General features: G+C 48.9%; 11 protein-coding genes and 1 riboswitch. Of the genes, 1 reads left to right on the forward strand and 10 read right to left on the reverse strand.

Features of this window, described 5'->3' with window-relative positions:
- Nucleotides 1-37: 37 nt before the first annotated feature.
- Both AC1MEO_RS10070 and katG read right to left on the reverse strand, forming a co-directional pair.
- Complete coding sequence (locus AC1MEO_RS10070) at nucleotides 38-1,045, reverse strand: LLM class flavin-dependent oxidoreductase (RefSeq protein ID WP_480330005.1); 1,008 nt, start codon at nucleotides 1,043-1,045, stop codon at nucleotides 38-40.
- A gap of 241 nt (nucleotides 1,046-1,286) precedes the next feature.
- On the reverse strand, nucleotides 1,287-3,518 hold the full coding sequence (gene katG / locus AC1MEO_RS10075; protein WP_480330007.1) for a catalase/peroxidase HPI: 2,232 nt from the start codon (nucleotides 3,516-3,518) through the stop codon (nucleotides 1,287-1,289).
- A 510-nt stretch (nucleotides 3,519-4,028) separates the two neighbouring features.
- Here katG and msrB point away from each other — a divergent pair.
- On the forward strand, nucleotides 4,029-5,165 hold the full coding sequence (msrB, locus tag AC1MEO_RS10080) for a peptide-methionine (R)-S-oxide reductase MsrB (RefSeq protein ID WP_480330009.1): 1,137 nt from the start codon (nucleotides 4,029-4,031) through the stop codon (nucleotides 5,163-5,165).
- Between the two features lie 552 nt (nucleotides 5,166-5,717).
- Here the strand turns inward: msrB and metH are convergent.
- The 8 genes from metH to AC1MEO_RS10120 all read right to left on the reverse strand — a co-directional run bounded on the left by metH (nucleotide 5,718) and on the right by AC1MEO_RS10120 (nucleotide 18,389).
- Nucleotides 5,718-9,155 (reverse strand): methionine synthase, encoded by a 3,438-nt coding sequence (gene metH, locus AC1MEO_RS10085; RefSeq protein WP_480330011.1) that lies wholly within the window; start codon nucleotides 9,153-9,155, stop codon nucleotides 5,718-5,720.
- Nucleotides 9,136-10,995, reverse strand: coding sequence for a bifunctional homocysteine S-methyltransferase/methylenetetrahydrofolate reductase (locus AC1MEO_RS10090; RefSeq protein ID WP_480330013.1), 1,860 nt, complete (start codon nucleotides 10,993-10,995; stop codon nucleotides 9,136-9,138). Before AC1MEO_RS10090 ends, metH begins: the two co-directional genes overlap by 20 nt.
- Nucleotides 10,996-11,066: 71 nt before the next feature.
- A riboswitch (SAM riboswitch) is annotated at nucleotides 11,067-11,171 on the reverse strand.
- Between the two features lie 205 nt (nucleotides 11,172-11,376).
- Nucleotides 11,377-14,451 carry a DEAD/DEAH box helicase gene (locus tag AC1MEO_RS10095; protein WP_480330015.1) on the reverse strand — a complete coding sequence of 1,025 codons (3,075 nt, stop codon included), beginning with the start codon at nucleotides 14,449-14,451 and terminating at the stop codon, nucleotides 11,377-11,379.
- 120 nt (nucleotides 14,452-14,571) lie between these two features.
- Nucleotides 14,572-14,721, reverse strand: coding sequence for a hypothetical protein (locus tag AC1MEO_RS10100; RefSeq protein ID WP_480330017.1), 150 nt, complete (start codon nucleotides 14,719-14,721; stop codon nucleotides 14,572-14,574).
- A 37-nt stretch (nucleotides 14,722-14,758) separates the two neighbouring features.
- A complete protein-coding gene (locus AC1MEO_RS10105; protein ID WP_480330019.1) occupies nucleotides 14,759-15,271 on the reverse strand; it encodes a FixH family protein in 513 nt (170 codons plus the stop codon).
- Nucleotides 15,272-15,374: 103 nt separating this feature from the next.
- Nucleotides 15,375-16,763 carry a sensor histidine kinase gene (locus AC1MEO_RS10110; protein WP_480330021.1) on the reverse strand — a complete coding sequence of 463 codons (1,389 nt, stop codon included), beginning with the start codon at nucleotides 16,761-16,763 and terminating at the stop codon, nucleotides 15,375-15,377.
- On the reverse strand, nucleotides 16,760-17,437 hold the full coding sequence (locus AC1MEO_RS10115) for a response regulator transcription factor (RefSeq protein ID WP_480330023.1): 678 nt from the start codon (nucleotides 17,435-17,437) through the stop codon (nucleotides 16,760-16,762). Before AC1MEO_RS10115 ends, AC1MEO_RS10110 begins: the two co-directional genes overlap by 4 nt.
- The gene (locus AC1MEO_RS10120; RefSeq protein ID WP_480330025.1) at nucleotides 17,418-18,389 is read right to left on the reverse strand and encodes a YncE family protein; all 972 of its coding nucleotides are present in this window, start codon (nucleotides 18,387-18,389) and stop codon (nucleotides 17,418-17,420) included. Before AC1MEO_RS10120 ends, AC1MEO_RS10115 begins: the two co-directional genes overlap by 20 nt.
- Nucleotides 18,390-18,461 lie beyond the last annotated feature (72 nt).

Here is an 18,461-nt window from a genome sequence, read left to right on the forward strand (position 1 = left end):
CTTTTTTACTCTATACGCAGTACCGACGCAAATGGTTTCATTTTCCAGAAAGATTAAATGCCGATGCCAATAAACGCAGCTCATCCATGCGGTTAGCCGCACCGGGAATATTGGGGATGATGGTGATTTCGTCTGTACCGTAGCGTTCTGCAATGGACTCGATCTGCGCTTTCACTTGCCCAGCAGTGCCGATCAGCATACGCTCCCGGTTGCGCGCCACTTTTTCCTGTTCACTGGCGCTGAAGCCGCGCTTTTTTGCCGTTTCGACAGACGGATAATAAGGCGGCGGCGAATCGGATTCGACAAACAGCAGCCACAAATCGAACGCCGTCGCCAGCTCCTCGGCTTTTTCTGCTGTTTCAGCAACGACCGCAAAGACTGCGATGATCACTTTCGGCTCCTGCAAAAGCGGCGAAGGCTGGAATTCCGCACGGTACGCATCCACTGCTTCCACCCCTTGCGGCGAAGGCTTAGCAAAATGGGCAAAGGCATAGCCCATTCCCTTTTCAGCCGCGAGCCGCGCACTGCCCTGGCCGGTTCCAAGCAACCACATCTCCGGTGCTGTTTCGATGATCGGCATGGCGAGCAGCGGCTGGAACCGGTGTTCGCCGGCTGTGTCATCGGTGAAATATTTCTGGAGATCTGCCAATTGCTGGTCGTAGGGAAGCCGTTTCGTTTTGCCTTCATTCAACGCTTCGTTGACGATCCGGTAGCTGCGGGAACGGCCGATGCCAAGATCGATGCGGCCGGGATGCAGCGCTTCGAGCATCCGGAAATTTTCCGCAACTTTATAGGCGCTGTAATGCGGCAGCATGACGCCTCCAGAACCGATGCGAATCGTTTCGGTTGAGGCCGCCAAATGCATCATCAACATTTCAGGCGTGCTGCCGGCAACCGACGCGACCTGATGATGCTCTGCTGCCCAAAAACGCTGATAGCCGAGCCGGTCTGCCAGCTGCGCAAGATCTGTCGTCTGCTTCAGGGCAATTGCTGCGGTTCTGCCTTCGTCAATCGGCGAATAATCTAAGATGTTCAATGAAATCATCGCTCGGCCTCCTTTCACTGGTCTTTGAATAGTAGCATGCCGGTCCAAATCCTCTCCAGTATAGGGACTTGCTTTCAATAGATTTCAAATATCTTTCATCAGAAATTAGTTCAAGTTGAAAACATTCATCTTCCCTCTTACCTGATGACGCAGCTTAACTCTTGAAATAGGCAGGATGCCTGAAAAACCATTCCATAAAAAAAGCCTGGTCAGCAAGATACGCTGACCAGGCTTTCCCTAATTATTTTTGTAAATCAAAACGATCAGCGTTCATCACTTTATTCCATGCTTTGATGAAGTCTCGAACGAACTTTTCTTTGTTGTCATCTTGTGCATATACTTCGGCAATTGCACGCAGAATCGCGTTCGAGCTGAATACCAAGTCAAAACGTGTTGCTGTGTGGACAACTTCGCCCGTCGCAAGGTTTTTGCCTTCGTATTTATTGAACTCTACAGGCGTCCATTCTGTGTTCATATCCAATAAGTTGACAAAGAAATCATTTGTTAATATGCCGACTTTGTCGGTAAGGATTCCTTCTGTGGCTCCTTGGTAATTTGCACCGAATGCGCGCATTCCGCCAACCAATACTGTCATTTCTGGTGCTGTCAAGCCAAGCAATTGCGCTTTATCCAGCATCATTTCTTCTGGGCTTGTTGCGTATTCTTTCTTCTGGTAATTTCGGAAACCGTCGGAAACCGGCTCCAAAGGCTCAAAGCTCTCGGCATCGGTTTGTTCTTCGAGTGCATCTCCACGGCCTTGAGTGAATGGCACAGCAATATCAAATCCGGCTGCTTTTACAGCTTGTTCAATTGCTGCGTTTCCTCCAAGCACGATCAAATCAGCGATGCTGATTTGATTGTCAGTGCCGGCTTTCAAGTGTTCATAGAAATAAAGCACTTTTTCCAACTCTTCCGGCTCGTTTGCTTCCCACTCGCGTTGAGGCGCGAATCGGATGCGTGCTCCGTTTGCACCGCCGCGCTTATCTGAATCGCGGTATGTGCTGGCAGAAGCCCAAGCAGTTTTAACCAATTGCTGCGGGTTGATTCCGCTTTCCAGGATTTTCACTTTCAGCGCTTCCAACTCTTTGTCGCTTAATGTGCCGGGTGCTTCCGGTACCGGATCTTGCCAAATCAATACTTCTTCTGGAACTTCAGGTCCCCAGTAACGCGCTTTTGGTCCCATGTCGCGGTGAAGAAGCTTGAACCAAGCGCGAGCAAATGCATCTGCGAATTCGTCCATATTCTCGTAATAGCGGCGAGAAATCTTTTCATATGCCGGATCCATGCGAAGTGCCATGTCTGCCGTTGTCATCATTGTCTTCACTTTGATCGACGAATCTTCCGCGTCAGGCGCCATGTGATCTTCCGGCAGATCTTTTGCCGTCCATTGGTATGCACCGGCAGGAGATTTCGTCAGTTCCCATTCGTAACCTAACAATTGCTCATAGTAGCCATTGTCCCATTTCGTCGGGTTGGCAGTCCAAGCGCCTTCGATACCGCTTGAAATCGTATCGCGGCCTTTACCTGAACCGTACGTGCTCTTCCAGCCAAGTCCCACGTTTTCCATTACAGCTGCTTCCGGATCGTCCCCTACGTTGGAAGGATCTCCAGCGCCATGTGATTTACCAAAAGTATGTCCGCCTGCAATCAATGCAACGGTTTCTTCATCGTTCATTCCCATACGTGCAAACGTTTCACGTATATCGAACGCACTTCCAAGAGGATCCGGTTTGCCGTTTGGCCCTTCCGGATTCACATAAATCAAGCCCATCTGGACTGCAGCCAGAGGATTTTCCAATTCGCGGTCCCCTGAATAACGGTTATCTGCTAACCATTCTTTTTCATTGCCCCAATAAACATCCTCTTCCGGTGCCCAAATGTCTTCACGGCCTGCTCCGAATCCAAAGGTTTTGAAGCCCATTGACTCAAGTGCCACATTGCCCGTTAGCACCAGCAAATCGGCCCATGAAATTTTGTTTCCGTACTTTTGCTTGATCGGCCATAGCAAACGGCGCGCTTTGTCCAAGTTAACGTTATCCGGCCAGCTGTTCAGCGGCGCAAAACGCTGGTTTCCAGTAGATCCGCCCCCGCGGCCGTCTGTCGTCCGGTAAGTACCTGCGGCATGCCATGACATACGGATGAATAACCCGCCGTAATGGCCGTAGTCAGCCGGCCACCACTCTTGGCTGTTGGTCATCAACTCGTTAAGATCTTGCTTTAATGCAGCATAATCCAGTTTTTCGAACTCTGCTTTATAATCAAAGTCTTCTCCTAGAGGATTCGATTTCTTATCATGCTGATGAAGAATATTCACATTCAGCATATTCGGCCACCAGTCTTTGTTCTGCGTTTTCCCTGGTTTGTTCGATGTCGTAATTGCACTATCAGTGTGCCCGCCTGTTACCGGACATTGTGCATCCGCTGCTGCTGTGTGGCGCTTTTTATCATTGTCATCATGTACGTTGTTTTCCATTTTCTAAACCCTCCTAATAATAATAAAGCTCTATCTATAACCATTATTGCTGGGTAGTGCTTGTGAAGGATAGTAATTCTTACATTAGAATTATACTAAATAGGAGATGAATTGAACAGCATAATGCGCAGAAGTGTAAATATTCAATGATTTTATTAAAATTCAGCTCTTATCTGTCTGGTGTTTGATTCTCAAAGATAAAATTCTGTCCTTTTACACGCTTAATCGTATTTCCCAAAAGACAGTAGTTCCTTAGAAAAATCAGCGAGTCATAAATCCATTTTGTGACAGACTCAGTAAGTAAACAGCTTTTCCCGAACCTCTCCAGTTCCTCTTTTGCAGCGATTCAATTAAAATATAGTTAGAAACAGAAAGATAACGCTTACAGCCAATAAATTCTTTATACGCCCATGCACCCAGCTCTCTTTAAGCCCAAGCTGTCCTTGCCGCTGACCCTTAGGATCGTCAGGATTTCAGACCCACTCAATTACGAAAGGCAGGAGCTTCCCTATGAAAAAGATCTCATTTTTTAGCTTTGTAATTTTATTGCTGCTGGTGCTTTCAGGGTGTTCATCCGGAAATGATAATTCCAGCAACCCCGCTTCCGGACAGACAGCAGATGCGAGCACTTCCAAATTTCCCGACAACCCGAACACAGACCTCGAGTTTGATACAGACAAGCTGCAGGATATCTGGCTCGCAGGCGGCTGTTTCTGGGGAGTCGAAGCTTATATGGCGCGGGTTTTCGGTGTCTATGATGTAACTTCCGGCTACGCCAACGGCAATACCGAAAATCCGACCTACGAAGAAGTCATCCGCGAAAATACCGGACACGCCGAAACCGTCCATGTCCGCTATGATCCGGAACGCGTGGATCTGGAGAAACTGCTCGGCCATTACTTCATGATCATCGATCCTACGCTTCTGAACCAACAGGGCAATGACCGCGGCGAGCAATACCGGACCGGCATTTATTATGAAAATGAAGCCGACCGGGCTGTCATCGACAAAGTCGTTGCCGCCGAAAAAGACCGCTACGACGATCCGATCGTCACTGAAGTCGAAGTGCTGGAGCATTATTACCTGGCAGAAGAATATCACCAGGATTACCTCGAAAAAAATCCGGACGGCTATTGCCATGTCGAGTTTGACACCTTGGAAGGCCAAGAGGTGGACGGGGACGCCCAGTCATTGATCGATCCGGCGCTTTACCCGAAACCGAGCGATGAAGAACTGAAAGCGACATTGACGGATATCCAATATGAAGTGACGCAGGAAGATGCGACCGAACCCGCTTTCTCCAATGAATACGACGGCTTCTATGAGCCGGGCATTTATGTGGACATCACCACCGGAGAGCCGTTGTTCTCTTCCGCGGATAAATACGATTCCAAAACAGGATGGCCGAGCTTCACCAAGCCGATCGACCCATCCGTCGTGACCGAACACGATGACGGCATGCTGTTCATGAAACGCACTGAAATCCGCAGCCGCGCCGGCGACAGCCATATCGGACATGTCTTCAACGACGGGCCTGAAGATAAAGGCGGACTGCGCTATTGCATGAACAGCGCTGCCTTGCTGTTTATCCCGGAAGCGGAAATGGAAGCAGAAGGCTATGGCTTCTTGTTGGATAAAGTGAATTGATCTATCTTGCCGAAGAGGCAGTCAGCGGTGTGCTGACTGCCTCTTCTTTTTTCACATTATTAAAAGTAACAGCGGGAAATCAATGATTTTCCGCTGTTTTTGTTGTTGAATAGCCAGTGACGCACCGTTTTTTCGAGGTGCTTTAGATAAAATTGCATAAAAGAGCTCTTTGTCGGGTCGGCAGAGGGCTTTTTTTATGCTGCAGATACCCGGATTTTTTATTTATGGGCGTTCAAATAGATTTGTGGTCGTTCAAATGGATTTGCAGTCGTTCAGCCCAAACTCGCATGAAAAAGCATGCACACGGGTATGAATCCGAAAGCGAGCGGCGAGCTTCTCGAAATCAATGCTTGAGAGAAGTTTCTCCACAATAAGAAAAAGCGGGAAATCAATGATTTCCCGCTTTTTCTTCCTGTTCTTCTTTCTTATTGTCCAGACTCCAGCGCCCAGCTCTTTGGATCATAAGCCAACCCAGCGCCGTGGCAAAGAACGCCACCCTGCTGGTCCGCCTTATGCCTGTCGGAGCTCCACGGCCGCTTCCGCTTTTCGTTATTAATCCACAATAAAATACCGTGCATCCGGATGGGCGAAAACCATCGCCGATACCGAGGCTTCTGGATCCATCATGTATTCTTCCGTCAGATGGACGCCGATGTCTTCCGGCTTGATGAGGTTGAACAGTTTTGCCTGGTCTTCCAGGTTCGGGCAGGCCGGGTAACCGAAGGAGAAACGCTGGCCTTGGTATTTCGCAGCAAAACGGTCGCGCATCGAGAAATCCGTTGCGTCCGAGAAGCCCCATTGGTCGCGGATTTCCTGGTGGATGCGTTCGGCAAAGCCTTCAGCGAGTTCAAGCGCTGTTGCTTGAAGCGCATGGCTTTCCAGGAATTTGCCTTGCTCTTTCAAACGCGTCGCTTCGTCCCGCACACCGAATCCTGCCGTCACCTGCATAAAGGCCACATAATCCATTTCGCCGCTGTCTACCGATTTCAGGTAATCAGCGAGGCACAGGAATGGCGGAGCCGATTGGCGTGGGAACGTGAAGCGCTCGATTTCCGTTTTGGCGTCTTTCGGATCGTAGATGACGACATCGTCGCCGTCGCTTTGAGCCGGGAAAAACTGATACAGGCCAGATGGCTTCAATAGCCCAGAGCCCAGGAAATCAGTCGCCATTTCATGCAGCTGTACAGCACGCGGATCGCCCTGCGCCAAGGTTTTTTCACTATAGCCTTTCAACCCAAGGTGATGGCCGATCAAGGTGCGCATATTGACGTATGGATACAGATGCGCCACTGAATAATCCTTTAACACATGGCGCCGCAGGTCATTCGGCACAAAGACCGGTACATCTTCGCGAACCGTCTTGACCGGTTTCTCAGCAACTGCCACAGCCGGCTTGGCTGCGCGAACCGCTTCAGAAGCCTGGCGTTTTTCCTGCTGGGCATCCAATTCCAGCAATAGCTCGGCTTTTCCAGCCCCGCTTTGCAGACGGTTGGCCAGGTCCAGCCCTTGCATGGCGTCTTTGGCGTAGATGACCGGCCCGTCGTATTCCGCTGAAATTTTGGTTTCCGTAAAGCGTCTCGATAACGCCGCGCCGCCGACCAGAATCGGCACATCGATGCCCGCTTCTTTGAAATCCTGCGCGGTGATGACCATCTGCTTCGCGGACTTGACGAGCAAGCCCGATAAGCCGATCATGTCCGGCTTTTCTTTCCGGATGACTTCAATCAATGTCGCCGGCGATACTTTAATGCCGACATCGATCACTTTAAAGCCGTTATTGCTCAAGATGATTTCGACCAGGTTTTTGCCGATGTCGTGGACATCGCCTTTTACCGTAGCCAGCACGATCTTGCCTTTTCCGGAGTCGTCTTCTTTCTTCTCCATGAACTGTTCCAGGAATGAAACCGCCGCTTTCATGACGCCTGCGCTTTGCAGCACTTCGGCCACAATCAATTGGTTGTCGTTGAACAACCGCCCAACTTCGGCCATCCCTTTCATCAACGGTCCGTTGATGACATCCAACGGCTCATCGTACATTTCCAGCGCTTTTTCCAAATCCGGAATCAGGCCTTCTTTTGTTCCTTCTATAATATAATAAGCCAAACGGTCAGGTACCGTTTTCGGGATATCGTCCTCGGTCTTCTCTTTTTTCTTGTCGCGGTAGAAAGCGGTGAAATCAGCCAAGGTTTTATCTGTCGTCGTAAACAACAATTCATTGGCCATATCGATTTCTTGTTTTGGAATCGATGCATAACGCTCCAGTTTTTCCGTGTTGACGATGGCGTAATCCAAGCCTGCCTGCGTGCAATGGTATAGGTAGACTGCATTCAATACTTCACGGCCGACCGGCGGCAAGCCGAACGATACGTTGCTGACGCCCAGAATGGTCAACGCACGCGGCATTTTTTCTTTGATCAGGCGGATTCCTTCGATGGTTTCCACAGCCGATCCGATGTATTGCTGATCGCCTGTGCCGACTGGGAATACCAGCGGGTCAAAGATGATGTCTTCCGGTGCCAGTCCCCATTTATTGACCAATAAATCATACGAACGTTGTGCAATTTCCAGTTTCCGCTCACGCGTAACCGCCATGCCTGGCTCATCGATGGTTCCGACAACAACTGCCGCACCGTATTTTTTCACAAGCGGCATCACCGCATCAAAACGCTCTTCCCCGTCTTCCAGGTTGATTGAGTTGATGATGGCTTTCCCCTGGGAATATTTCAGCGCCACTTCGATCACTTCTTCATCCGTGGAATCGATGACCAACGGCACTTTGACTTTCTTAACGACTTCTTTCATAAAGTGGGTCATGTCCTCCACTTCGTCCCGGTCCGGGTTCGCGAGACAGATGTCGATGACATGCGCACCATTCTTCACCTGTGCGCGAGCGATTTCAGACGCTTCTTCAAACTTCCCATCAACAATCAGACGCTTGAATTTGCGGGAGCCGATGACATTGGTCCGCTCTCCGATAAACAGGGGACGCATGGTTTCATCGTATTGCAATGCTTCTATACCGGACACGACATGGCCGTGCTCGACAGGATCCGGCTTTCTTGGCGCCAGACCTTCCATCGCTTCACGCACTGCCTTGATGTGCGCAGGGGTTGTTCCGCAACATCCGCCCACTACATTCAACCAGCCTTTATCCGCAAAGCCCCGCAGTTTTTTCGCTAACGATTCTGGTGTTTCGTGGTAATGCCCATCTTCGTCCGGCAAGCCGGCGTTCGGGTAACAGCTGACATAGCCGTCCGACAGCTCAGACAGCGAACGGATATGGTCCGTCATGAATTCCGGTCCCGTTGCACAGTTCAAACCGACCGACAGGGGTTTAACATGTTCAATCGAGATGTAGAATGCTTCGATGCTTTGGCCGGCAAGTGTTGTGCCCATCGGTTCGATGGTTCCGGACACCATGATCGGCAATTCGATCCCGGTTTCTTCAAAAGCTTTTTTGATGCCGATCGTTGCAGCTTTGACATTCAGCATATCCTGGCTTGTCTCCAGCAGGATTAAATCTGCGCCGCCTTCAATCAATGCCTCGGCCTGTACATAAAAGTTTTCCAGCATTTCATCAAATGTTGCGCCCCCGGTTACCGACAGGGTTTTTGTCGTCGGCCCGATAGCCCCTGCCACAAAACGCGGCCATTCCGGTGTTGAAAAAGCGGCTGCCGCCTTTTTGGCGATTTCCACTCCGCGCCGGTTGATTTCTGCTGCCTGGTCGCCAATGCCATACTCATCCAAGACGATCGGCGTGCCGCCAAAGGTATTGGTGCAGAGAATATCAGCTCCGGCTTCCAGATAGGCGGTATGGATGTCTTCAATGACATCCGGACGGACAATATTCAAGTATTCATTGCAACCGTCAAACTCTTCGCCCCCGAAGTCTTCTGGGGAAAGGTCGACGTTTTGGATCATGGTTCCCATGGCTCCGTCGATGATCAATATTCTTTTTTCAAGCTGCTGTTCAATAAGATGTTTGGGCATGGCTGGCATCTCTCTCTTTCTGTTGATCTAGTTGTCTGATGTAATGAATCAATTCCACGGTCATATCGTAACGGACAAATGGCGTGATCAAGTAGATGCCATGGAACAGCTCCGCCGCCGTATCAATCAATTCTTTCGCAATCTGGATGCCTTCTGCGGTTGCGCGCTCTTTGTCTTCACCGCATGCGCGCATGCGTTCCAGTGCATCTTCCGACAGCTTGATGCCCGGCACTTCATTGTGCAGGAACTCTGCACTGCGGATGCTGGTCAACGGCATTACGCCAATAAAGATCGGCGTTTCCAGGTGTTTGGTCGCTTCGTGGATTTCTACGATTTTCTCTTTTGTGTAAACCGGCTGCGAAATGAAATAATCCGCACCGCTTTCAATTTTCTTATCAAGTCTTGCCACTGCCCGGTCCAGTACACGGACATTCGGGTTGAATGCCGCCGCTACCGAGAAGTTGGCTTTTTTCCGCAAAGGCTTGCCGGAAAATGAAATGCCTTCATTGAGCTTTTTGATCAGCTGGATCAATTCCATGCTCGACACGTCATAGACGCTGGTCGCTCCCGGGAAATCACCGACTTTGGTCGGATCGCCCGTCACGGCGAGTATATCATGGATTCCGAGCGCATCGAGCCCCATCAAATGCGATTGCAGGCCAATCAGGTTGCGGTCGCGGCAGGTGATGTGGGCAAGCGCCCGAATGTCTTGCTTATGTTTGAGGATCGATCCCATCGCCATATTGCTGATGCGCGGCGATGCCAGCGAATTGTCCGCCATCGTGATGGCGTCCACCCCGGCATCATTCAAAGCGGCCGAGCCCTCCAGGAATTTGGTGGTATCCAGGTGGCGCGGCGTATCCAACTCCACGATGATGGTCCGTTCCGTTTTAGCTTTTTCATGGAGCGGCTTAACTTCCAGCACTTCCGCTTCACGGATGACAATCGGTTTTCTTTTGGTGACTTCCTTATGGACGATCGGCGGCAAATTGCCGAGATGCTTTTTCACCGCTTCAATATGCTTCGGCGTTGTGCCGCAGCAGCCACCGATCAAACGGACGCCTTCTTCTCTCAATAGCAAAGCAGCGCGTCCGAAATAATCCGCTTCCGATTCATAAACAATCCGGCCATCTTCCACATCCAGCAGGCTGGCGTTCGGATAAGCTGACAGAAATGCTTTTTCAGGCAAGGTGACTTCTTCAAAAGCCTGGATGGTATGGTGCGGGCCAAGACGGCAGTTGACGCCGACAATATCGGCTCCAAGCGCCTCCAGTTGATGCAGGGCATCGTTCAACGACATACCGTTTTGCAGGATGCCCGGCTCATGCATGGACACTTGGGCGATCAATGGCGTGTCAGTCATCCCTTTCAGGTGCTTGACTGTCGCCGCCAACTCTTCGAAATCGTAATAGGTTTCCAAAAGCAGGCCGTCCGGATCACCCGACAGCAGATGGTTTGCCTGCTGGTCGACCATCGCAATGATTTCCTGCAATGTGGCGTCGCTTTTACGGATTCCCCGGATTCCGCCGATGGTTCCGAACACAAATTGCCCGCCTGGTGCCGCCGCCCGTTTAGCGATTCCAATAGCCGCTCTGTTGATATCCGCGACCTGTTCTTCCAATCCGTAACGGGCCAGTTTTGCCGCATTTGCTCCATATGTGTTGGTCTGGATGATATCGGCTCCCGCTTTGATGTAATCCTGGTGGATCTTCTCGATCACTTCCGGACGCTGCAGATTCAACTCCTCGTTGCAATACTCAATGCCGTACGAATACAGCAAGGTTCCCATGGCACCGTCCGCCGTCAAAATCCGATTTTTTAATTCGTCTAATAAACCCATCTGCTCAACCTCCCATATATACAAAAAAAGCCTTCATGAAAAAGAAGGCTTTACGATATCAAACTCGTTCCTTTTCATCTGTCAGACAATTGCTTGCCTGCTGGATTTAGCACCTGACCTTTCGGCTGGTTGCTGAAGCTTCATCGGGCCAGTCCCTCAACTTCTCTTGATAAGAATTCACTATTCAGTTTTAAGTATTCTAGATATGGTACCTGTATCTAGGGAACAGGTCAACCCAATCTGTCGAAAAACAATGAAATTTCTGTGATTTTTTTCACAATGTATCATTCAGACCTAAAAACAGCTGTCGAATAACAGCTCAGCGACTTCCGGCAATGCTCCTGCGAAGAAAGTTAATTGCGGGGATTTAGTGTTGCCTCATCAGGATTGAGCGATTCCACTTGGCTCCACTTTAGCTTCAACTTCCAGAACTGCTACATATTTCGCAATGGTTTCATAATGAGTCTTTTTTGAAAAGCGCTGATAGTCGGCAATGATGTAGAATTCTTTTTTTGCACGTGTCACTGCAACATTGAGCAGATTGGGTTTTGCGCAGGACCATTGAGCAGCTCCGTCACTGTCTGCATCTGTCCCCGCTACAAAATAAACGATTTCTGCTTCTTTTCCTTGGAAAGTATGGACCGTTCCGATGGATTTATTGGTCCAGTCGGTGATTTTTTTGGGATCAATCGCCAATGATTGCAATTTTTTGCGGACAGCCGCTTGCAAGCCTGCTTTAACCGCAGTGAACGGTGTAATAACAAAGACATCAGGCTCTTTGCTTTCTGCTGACCAGTGTTTGGCAATCAATTCGGCAATCAAGTCTCCCTGCTCTCTGACGTATTGGCGATTCACAGCCTTACCTGCACAGTTATACCAGGCAACTTTTCCGGTTCTTTCATCAGCCAAGACCATTTTCCCTTCATAAGCGATTTCATTGGCGATCGAGAACATCGGATCCAGGCAACGGCGATGCACCCATAGCGGTGTTCCGATCCATTCTCCGCCCATCTTCCAGGTACCTCTCGGATTTGCTCGATCTGCTAAACTTTGAACAGAAGCACTAATACCGATAAAATCTTCCTCCAACTGATAATGTTTGCGAATATCCGTTAAAATCGTCTGATCTATTGTCACCACCGGCTCAATTTGAATCGGATCTCCGACCACTATGGCTTTTCGTGATCTCCACAAAGCACCCGCTGCCTGTTGGGGACTCGCCTGCCCCGCTTCATCAATGAATAGGTATTGAATAAAATCTTTGTCTATTCCACGATACATCGATGAAAAGCTTGCGAAAGTCGTACTCACGACCGGTGTGATCAAATGAATGACGTTCCACATATTTTTGAGGTAACGGACGTGATCTTCATCATTCAGATTCAATTTATCCCGCGACATCAATAGGCGCAATGCAACGGTTACCGTTTCTTTATTGAATGCCAGAAATAGCTTATGCAGTTCCATTGCTTTCAAGAACAATAAGCCGCGTTCGAAATTCAGCTCATCCGTCAGCCAAATTGTCTCCCGCTGGCGTTTTTCATAAGCTTCTGTATGGTTCTGCCAATATTCTGCAGTTGGCAGAACCAGTCTCTGCTTATCATAATCTGCCAGTTTCTTGAGAAAGGATTGCTGCCGTTCTTCAAGCTGCTGTTGTTCCCCTTGCAATTCCTTTTGCTGTTGTTGAATCGTGAATTGTCTAGAATGCAGTATTTTTAATTCATTGAGGCATTCAGCTAGCTCTTTTTTGATCTCATCTTTTTTCACGTCTTTTTTGCCGAGCACCTTTTGGAAAAGCGGAAGATTGGGAGAAACCGCCAACTCACTTTCCGTCAGCTCCCGTTTGATTTCCAATTGCTTAATGTTTTCTGCTGCAGTAAGTTCTTCATGCTTGTTTTCATCAAACTTCGCTTTGAGCTCCAACACTCTCTTTTGAGTTGTTTCAAATTGGTTGAACTGCTCAGCCACTTCTTGCAACTTCGCCTTTTTTTCTTCAATTGACGCATGCAGATCCTTGAATTCTTTTACCGCCTGTTGCCAGTCTTTCGCGCTGCTTTCAGCGGCAGTCTTCTGCAGTTGGCTGATCAGTCTGTCCGAATCGTCCTTCGATCCCATGAGCGCTTTACTGAAATCAGAAATATTTTTTCCTTTGCCAAGCGCTCCCGAGAACAGTCCCCAAGCTCCCTCATCTTTACCCAGCATTTTTTCGGCAGTCTCCGGAAAAAATGCCAATTCGGCGGCTTTTTCTGCATAGGCCTTTTCATATTCTGGAAAATCACTTTTGTTCTCTTTGGATGGAGGGCGAATTGCTTCTTTTTCCTGCGGCAGTTCTTTCGAGATATTTTCAACCGCGCCGTTATTGCTTGATGCGATCACCATGGAGAACTTCGTCAGTTCTTCATTCAAGATGGAAATGGAGAACGGGTAGGAATTGCCATCAAACTTAATACTTTTTTCAAATGTGAAAGCCTGTTTCGGATCATGGAATTTCGCCATTTTCAGAGCCCGATTAACCACAACATTTGCGAAAATTTCTTTCAGCAAGGTGGTCTTTCCAGTGCCCGGCGGTCCGTTGACCGAATCGATTGCCTGCCCATTATTCATGATTTGATTGACAGCCACTTGCTGCATCAATGACAACCGATGTTCCACCGGTGACATCCATCTACCCACCGGCAAGAATTTCGGTTGCAGTGTATGTTCAATGTATTCGCGGTTTTCATCTATGTCCATTTTTTTATCGGTGCCTTCAATAAACTGGTGGAGTGTGTCATTGCTGCCTTTTTCAAGAATCTGCTGCAAATCCTTCAAGTAAAAACTGTTAAAGTTCATTTTACTTTTTAAGCTTTTGATTTTTTGAACTTCTGTTTCTATGTAAAAATAATTCGTACTTTCCATTTCACCAAAGTGATTGCTGTAAATCCCCTGCACTTCGCGCAAGGAGTGTTCATTGATTCCATTTAGAAATGAGGCTTCTGTCCGCTCTTTAAACAAGCTCATTTGAGACTCGTAATCGGCCATAAACGAATCGTAATCCACAGCTGCGCTGTCTTTTAATTTTTTTATGAGAAACATCACAAAGGGAACGAATAGCGAGTCAGCGATGTAGTTGCCCTTGCCATCTACAGAAAAAACAAAGCTGAATAGCATGGATGAATCTTCATTAATGATTTCCTCAGTGCTTTTAAAATGATCGCGCAGGAATCGAACCAACTTGCTTTGCTCAAAGCAGTCCATGTAATAATGAAATTGTGATCCATATGCATGCTCATCTTTTAACTGAACAGCTTGCCATGTATAAGCTTCAATTAGTACAGATTCTACATCCATTCTGTATTTCCCATCCTTAAACAAGGATTTTTCAATTTTATTTCCTCGATCTGGTACCTGACTGGGATTAACAGCCTCCAATAAATGCCAGGCTTGCAATGCTGCATTCACTTTCTTTGCACTCATCTTTTTCTCCCCTTTTTAATAGCTTAATCAAATGATAACATGAAAATAAATTGCATTTTATTTCCATGTAAATTAATTTCCTGTAAATCACTCGTTTTACATTCCCAGCTCCTTTCAGCTTCAGCCTCGATACTCTGAAAAGACCCTGTTCATAAAGTCAGCCTGCCACACCAAAGCTGACTCGGCAGAAGCTTGCAAAACCACGATATGATTTTTATTTTCAACACAAAAAATCCCGCCTGGTCCAGGAGGGATTTTATCAGCTTTCATATGACTGCAGCCTAGTAATTATTGTGGCCTTCGCTATTTACATGCCGTCTTGCATATCTTCTTCATCTTTGGTGCCTGATTCTTTTTCTTCCATCATTTTCGCTTTCGCTTGGGCCATTGCTTCTTCAGCTGCTTGGATTTCTTCGTCTGTCACTTGCCCGACAATCACTTGCTGCGTTGGCATGGTATGCATGCGGCGCGCCGTTACATGCGGGATAAAATAATAGACGCCATCTTCCTGAAATGTGTGCTTAATCGAATAGACACCGTCTTGCACAGTCGTGTAATCGATTTTTACACTTCCATCTTTCTTGCCGGCCTCGAATACTTCAAACTTCACTTCATCCGCGTCGTTCACCGCTTCGCCGCCTTGGGATACATAAGCTTCAAGTGTCCATTCACCCGTTTCGCCTGCAGGTTCAGTCAAAACTTGGACTTCTAATTCCTGCATTTCTTGCCCGGCAGCTGAAGCGTTGTCCGCGCTCTTCTCTTCCATGCCGCAACCTGCAAGCATCAAACCAAACGCACCAATAACCATTAATTTCTTCATCAATAAACCCTCCGTTAAACTGAATTTTTTCCAATGGATTCAGTTTACTGGGCAATTGTGAAACGCTTGTGAAATCTCTGTAATAATTTTCCCCAGTTATTTATCAACTTATCGCTGCGAGCGGAAGCCAAATCTGCACTCGCGTACCGTTGCCTTCGGACGATGCTACTTTCAGCCGACCGCCGTGGAGTTCTGCAATCTGTTTGACGATTGCCAAGCCGATGCCAGCCCCGCCTGCACCCCGGGTGCGTCCTTTTTCGACGCGATAGAAACGGTCAGCAATGTAGGGCAGATGCTCCTCCGGGATTCCCGGACCGCTGTCGCTGACTTCCAGTACTGCTTCGCTGCCTTCAGAACGCAGGCTTACAGTAATCGAACCGCCGTCCGGCGTATAGGCAATGGCGTTGTCGAGCAAATTGACCAACACCTGCAACAATCGGTCTTCATCCCCATATACGAGTATATCCTCATCCAGATCTGTCTTTACTTGCTGCTGTCTGCCCCGCCATTTCACCGCTGTGTTGTCGATGGCTGATAATGCGATCTCACTTAGCGCCAACAGTTCATGCGCAATGTCCTCCTCGCCGCCTTCAAGCTTGGTCAAATCCAGAATCTGGCTGACCATGCGCTCCATGCGCTCCGATTCGCGGTGCAAAATAGCCGCAATGTGCAGGTGTTCCGCATCCGGCTGCTGAAGCAATTCACTATAGCCTTTTATATAGCTGAGCGGGGTCCGCAATTCATGGGACAGGTTCTGCAGAAATTCGCGCTTCTTTTCATCTGCTTCACGGATTGATTCTGCCATCGTGTTGAACGACCGGGCAAGGTCTCCCACTTCATTGTGGACAGCAGGATGGACGCTCCCTTCGAAACGCCCCTTTGCCATGGCGTTGGAAGCGTTCCGCAATTCTACGACCGGACCGATGAATTCCTTCTCAATACGCCCGCGGATGGCATAGAGAGTGGCAAGCGCCAGCAATCCCGACGCCAGCAGGATCGGCAGCACATTCCCAAATGCCTGGCTGAGTTCCGAAACCGGCCGGTAGGCAAATACGATTGCCCGCAAATTCCCATCCTCGACCACTGGCAACGCCACTCCGATCAAGTCCGCATCGACATATGCATTGCGCCGCTCAATGACCACCGCTTGCCCTTGCGACAGCCTTTCGCGCTCCTTAAAATTGATGATGACATCCCCCTCCGGCGCCTGCAGCGGCAACGCCGCCCCAAGCACCATCGGGTCATCGATCGCCAGTGCATTGAGGCCGGAATCTTCCAGAAATTCTATAATCCTTTCCAATTCCGCCGCATTTTCAGCCAAGTAGGCGCCTCGCAATGCTTCAGCCAATTCATGCAACTGTTCGCGCTCCGCCTCTACATAAACGGCATCATAAACCGAATAGGCGACGAACATCAAGAGCGCAATGCCGGCCAAAGAAACCCCAGCGAATAAAAGCCATAATTTCGTTGTGACAGAGCGATACGGCTTCATAATTTCACCAGTTTATAGCCAAGACCCCAGACGGTTTCGATGGCGCTGCCAGCTTCACCAAGTTTGATGCGCAGGGTTTTGATATGGGTGTCGACGGTCCGCGTTGTAACGTTATAGGCCTGTTCGCCCCATAGTTTCTCCATCAACTGTTCACGGGAAAACACCTGCTCCCGATGCTTCAATAAAAATGCCAGCAAATCAAATTCACGCCGCGTAAGTGTAACCTTCGTTCCTGCAACCATCACCGTACGCAGCATTTCGTTCAGCTCAAGTGTGCCATTTGTCCATTCGCTGTCCACCTGGAGGCTTGCCGTAAGGGTGCGGCGCAGGATCGCTTCGATGCGCGCGAGCAACTCCTGTTTGCTGAACGGCTTGACCATATAATCATCGGCCCCTGCCCGCAGCCCTTTCACTTTATCCACTTCGCTGCCGGCAATTGCGGTTAGCATGAGAATCGGCACTGGCGTGAAGCGCCGGATTTCTGCACAGGTGGAAAAGCCATCCATACCGCCCATCAGCACGTCGAGAATGACAAATCCGACTTTTTCCTCGCGCATTTTGCGGATGCCTTCTTCGCCGCTTGCAGCAGTCAAGACCTCATAGCCCGCTCCTTCCAACATGAGCCGCAGCAGATGCTGCATCGTTTGTTCATCGTCAATGACCAGGATTTTCATCGTTTCCCTCCTCCAGCACCATCGCGTGCGGCCCAGCAGCCGTCGGAATTTCTTTTGTCACAGTAAAGCTTTCAATATCGATTTCACTGATTATATCTGCATCCATACTGCTGACGTATAATTTACCGCCTGAAGTGACTCCATAATACGGGTTGTCGCCTACCGCAACTTCACCTTTCAATTCCAATGTAGCCGCATCCAGTTTCACCACATCATGCGACCCGTGGTTCAGTACAAAAAGGTTGTCTCCGGCTGCAATAATTTCAATCGGCATCAACCCGGTCTCCACCTGCTGGACCGTTTTTTCTTCGTCAAACGAGTAGCGATAAACGCTATTATTGAGTTTACCGTAAGGGCCGTGGCCGCCGACAATAAGGCCATCTTCATACAGGGCGACGCCATTCGGGCGGTCAACGATAGCAAAGCTGCTCTTTACGGTCATCGTTGCAGTATCAATCGCCTGCACAGTATGGCCGTAGACATTCGTTACATAGAGCATCGTTCCGTCAAATGCCATCGAATGGGGATGCCCACCGGTTTCCGCTATATTTCCAATGGCGAACGGCTCCAGCGACAGCTGGGCAATCTGGTCCGAATCTGCATACGCCGCATACAGTTTTCCACCGTCATACAAAAGTTTGGTGATGCCTGCTCCCGCTTTTCCGAGTGATTCCAGTTTCTGTGTTTCCAAGTCGAGCACATACAGCTCGTCTTCTTCCCTGCTTGCGAGCACCAATTTGCCTTCTGCCATCACCATGTCCGATGCGATGAAAGGCAACTCGAGTTCAGCTTGCGTCTCCCCATCGCCAATGACCGTGAGTAAAGGCTCTTTGATATGCGATACGAACAGCTGATTATCGCCTTCAGGCCAGTCATAGTCCATTTCGCCAGAGCATGCCCCGAGCAGCAATACGAGCGCCAGCACACCAATTATCCCTATTTTGCATTTCATCAAAATCATCCTTTGCTTCATCCTGTGGAAAGTATACACTGAAAATGCGAAATTCATGTGAAATCCTACTCT

The sequence above is a fragment of the Planococcus sp. BI3 genome (genome assembly GCF_056680115.1).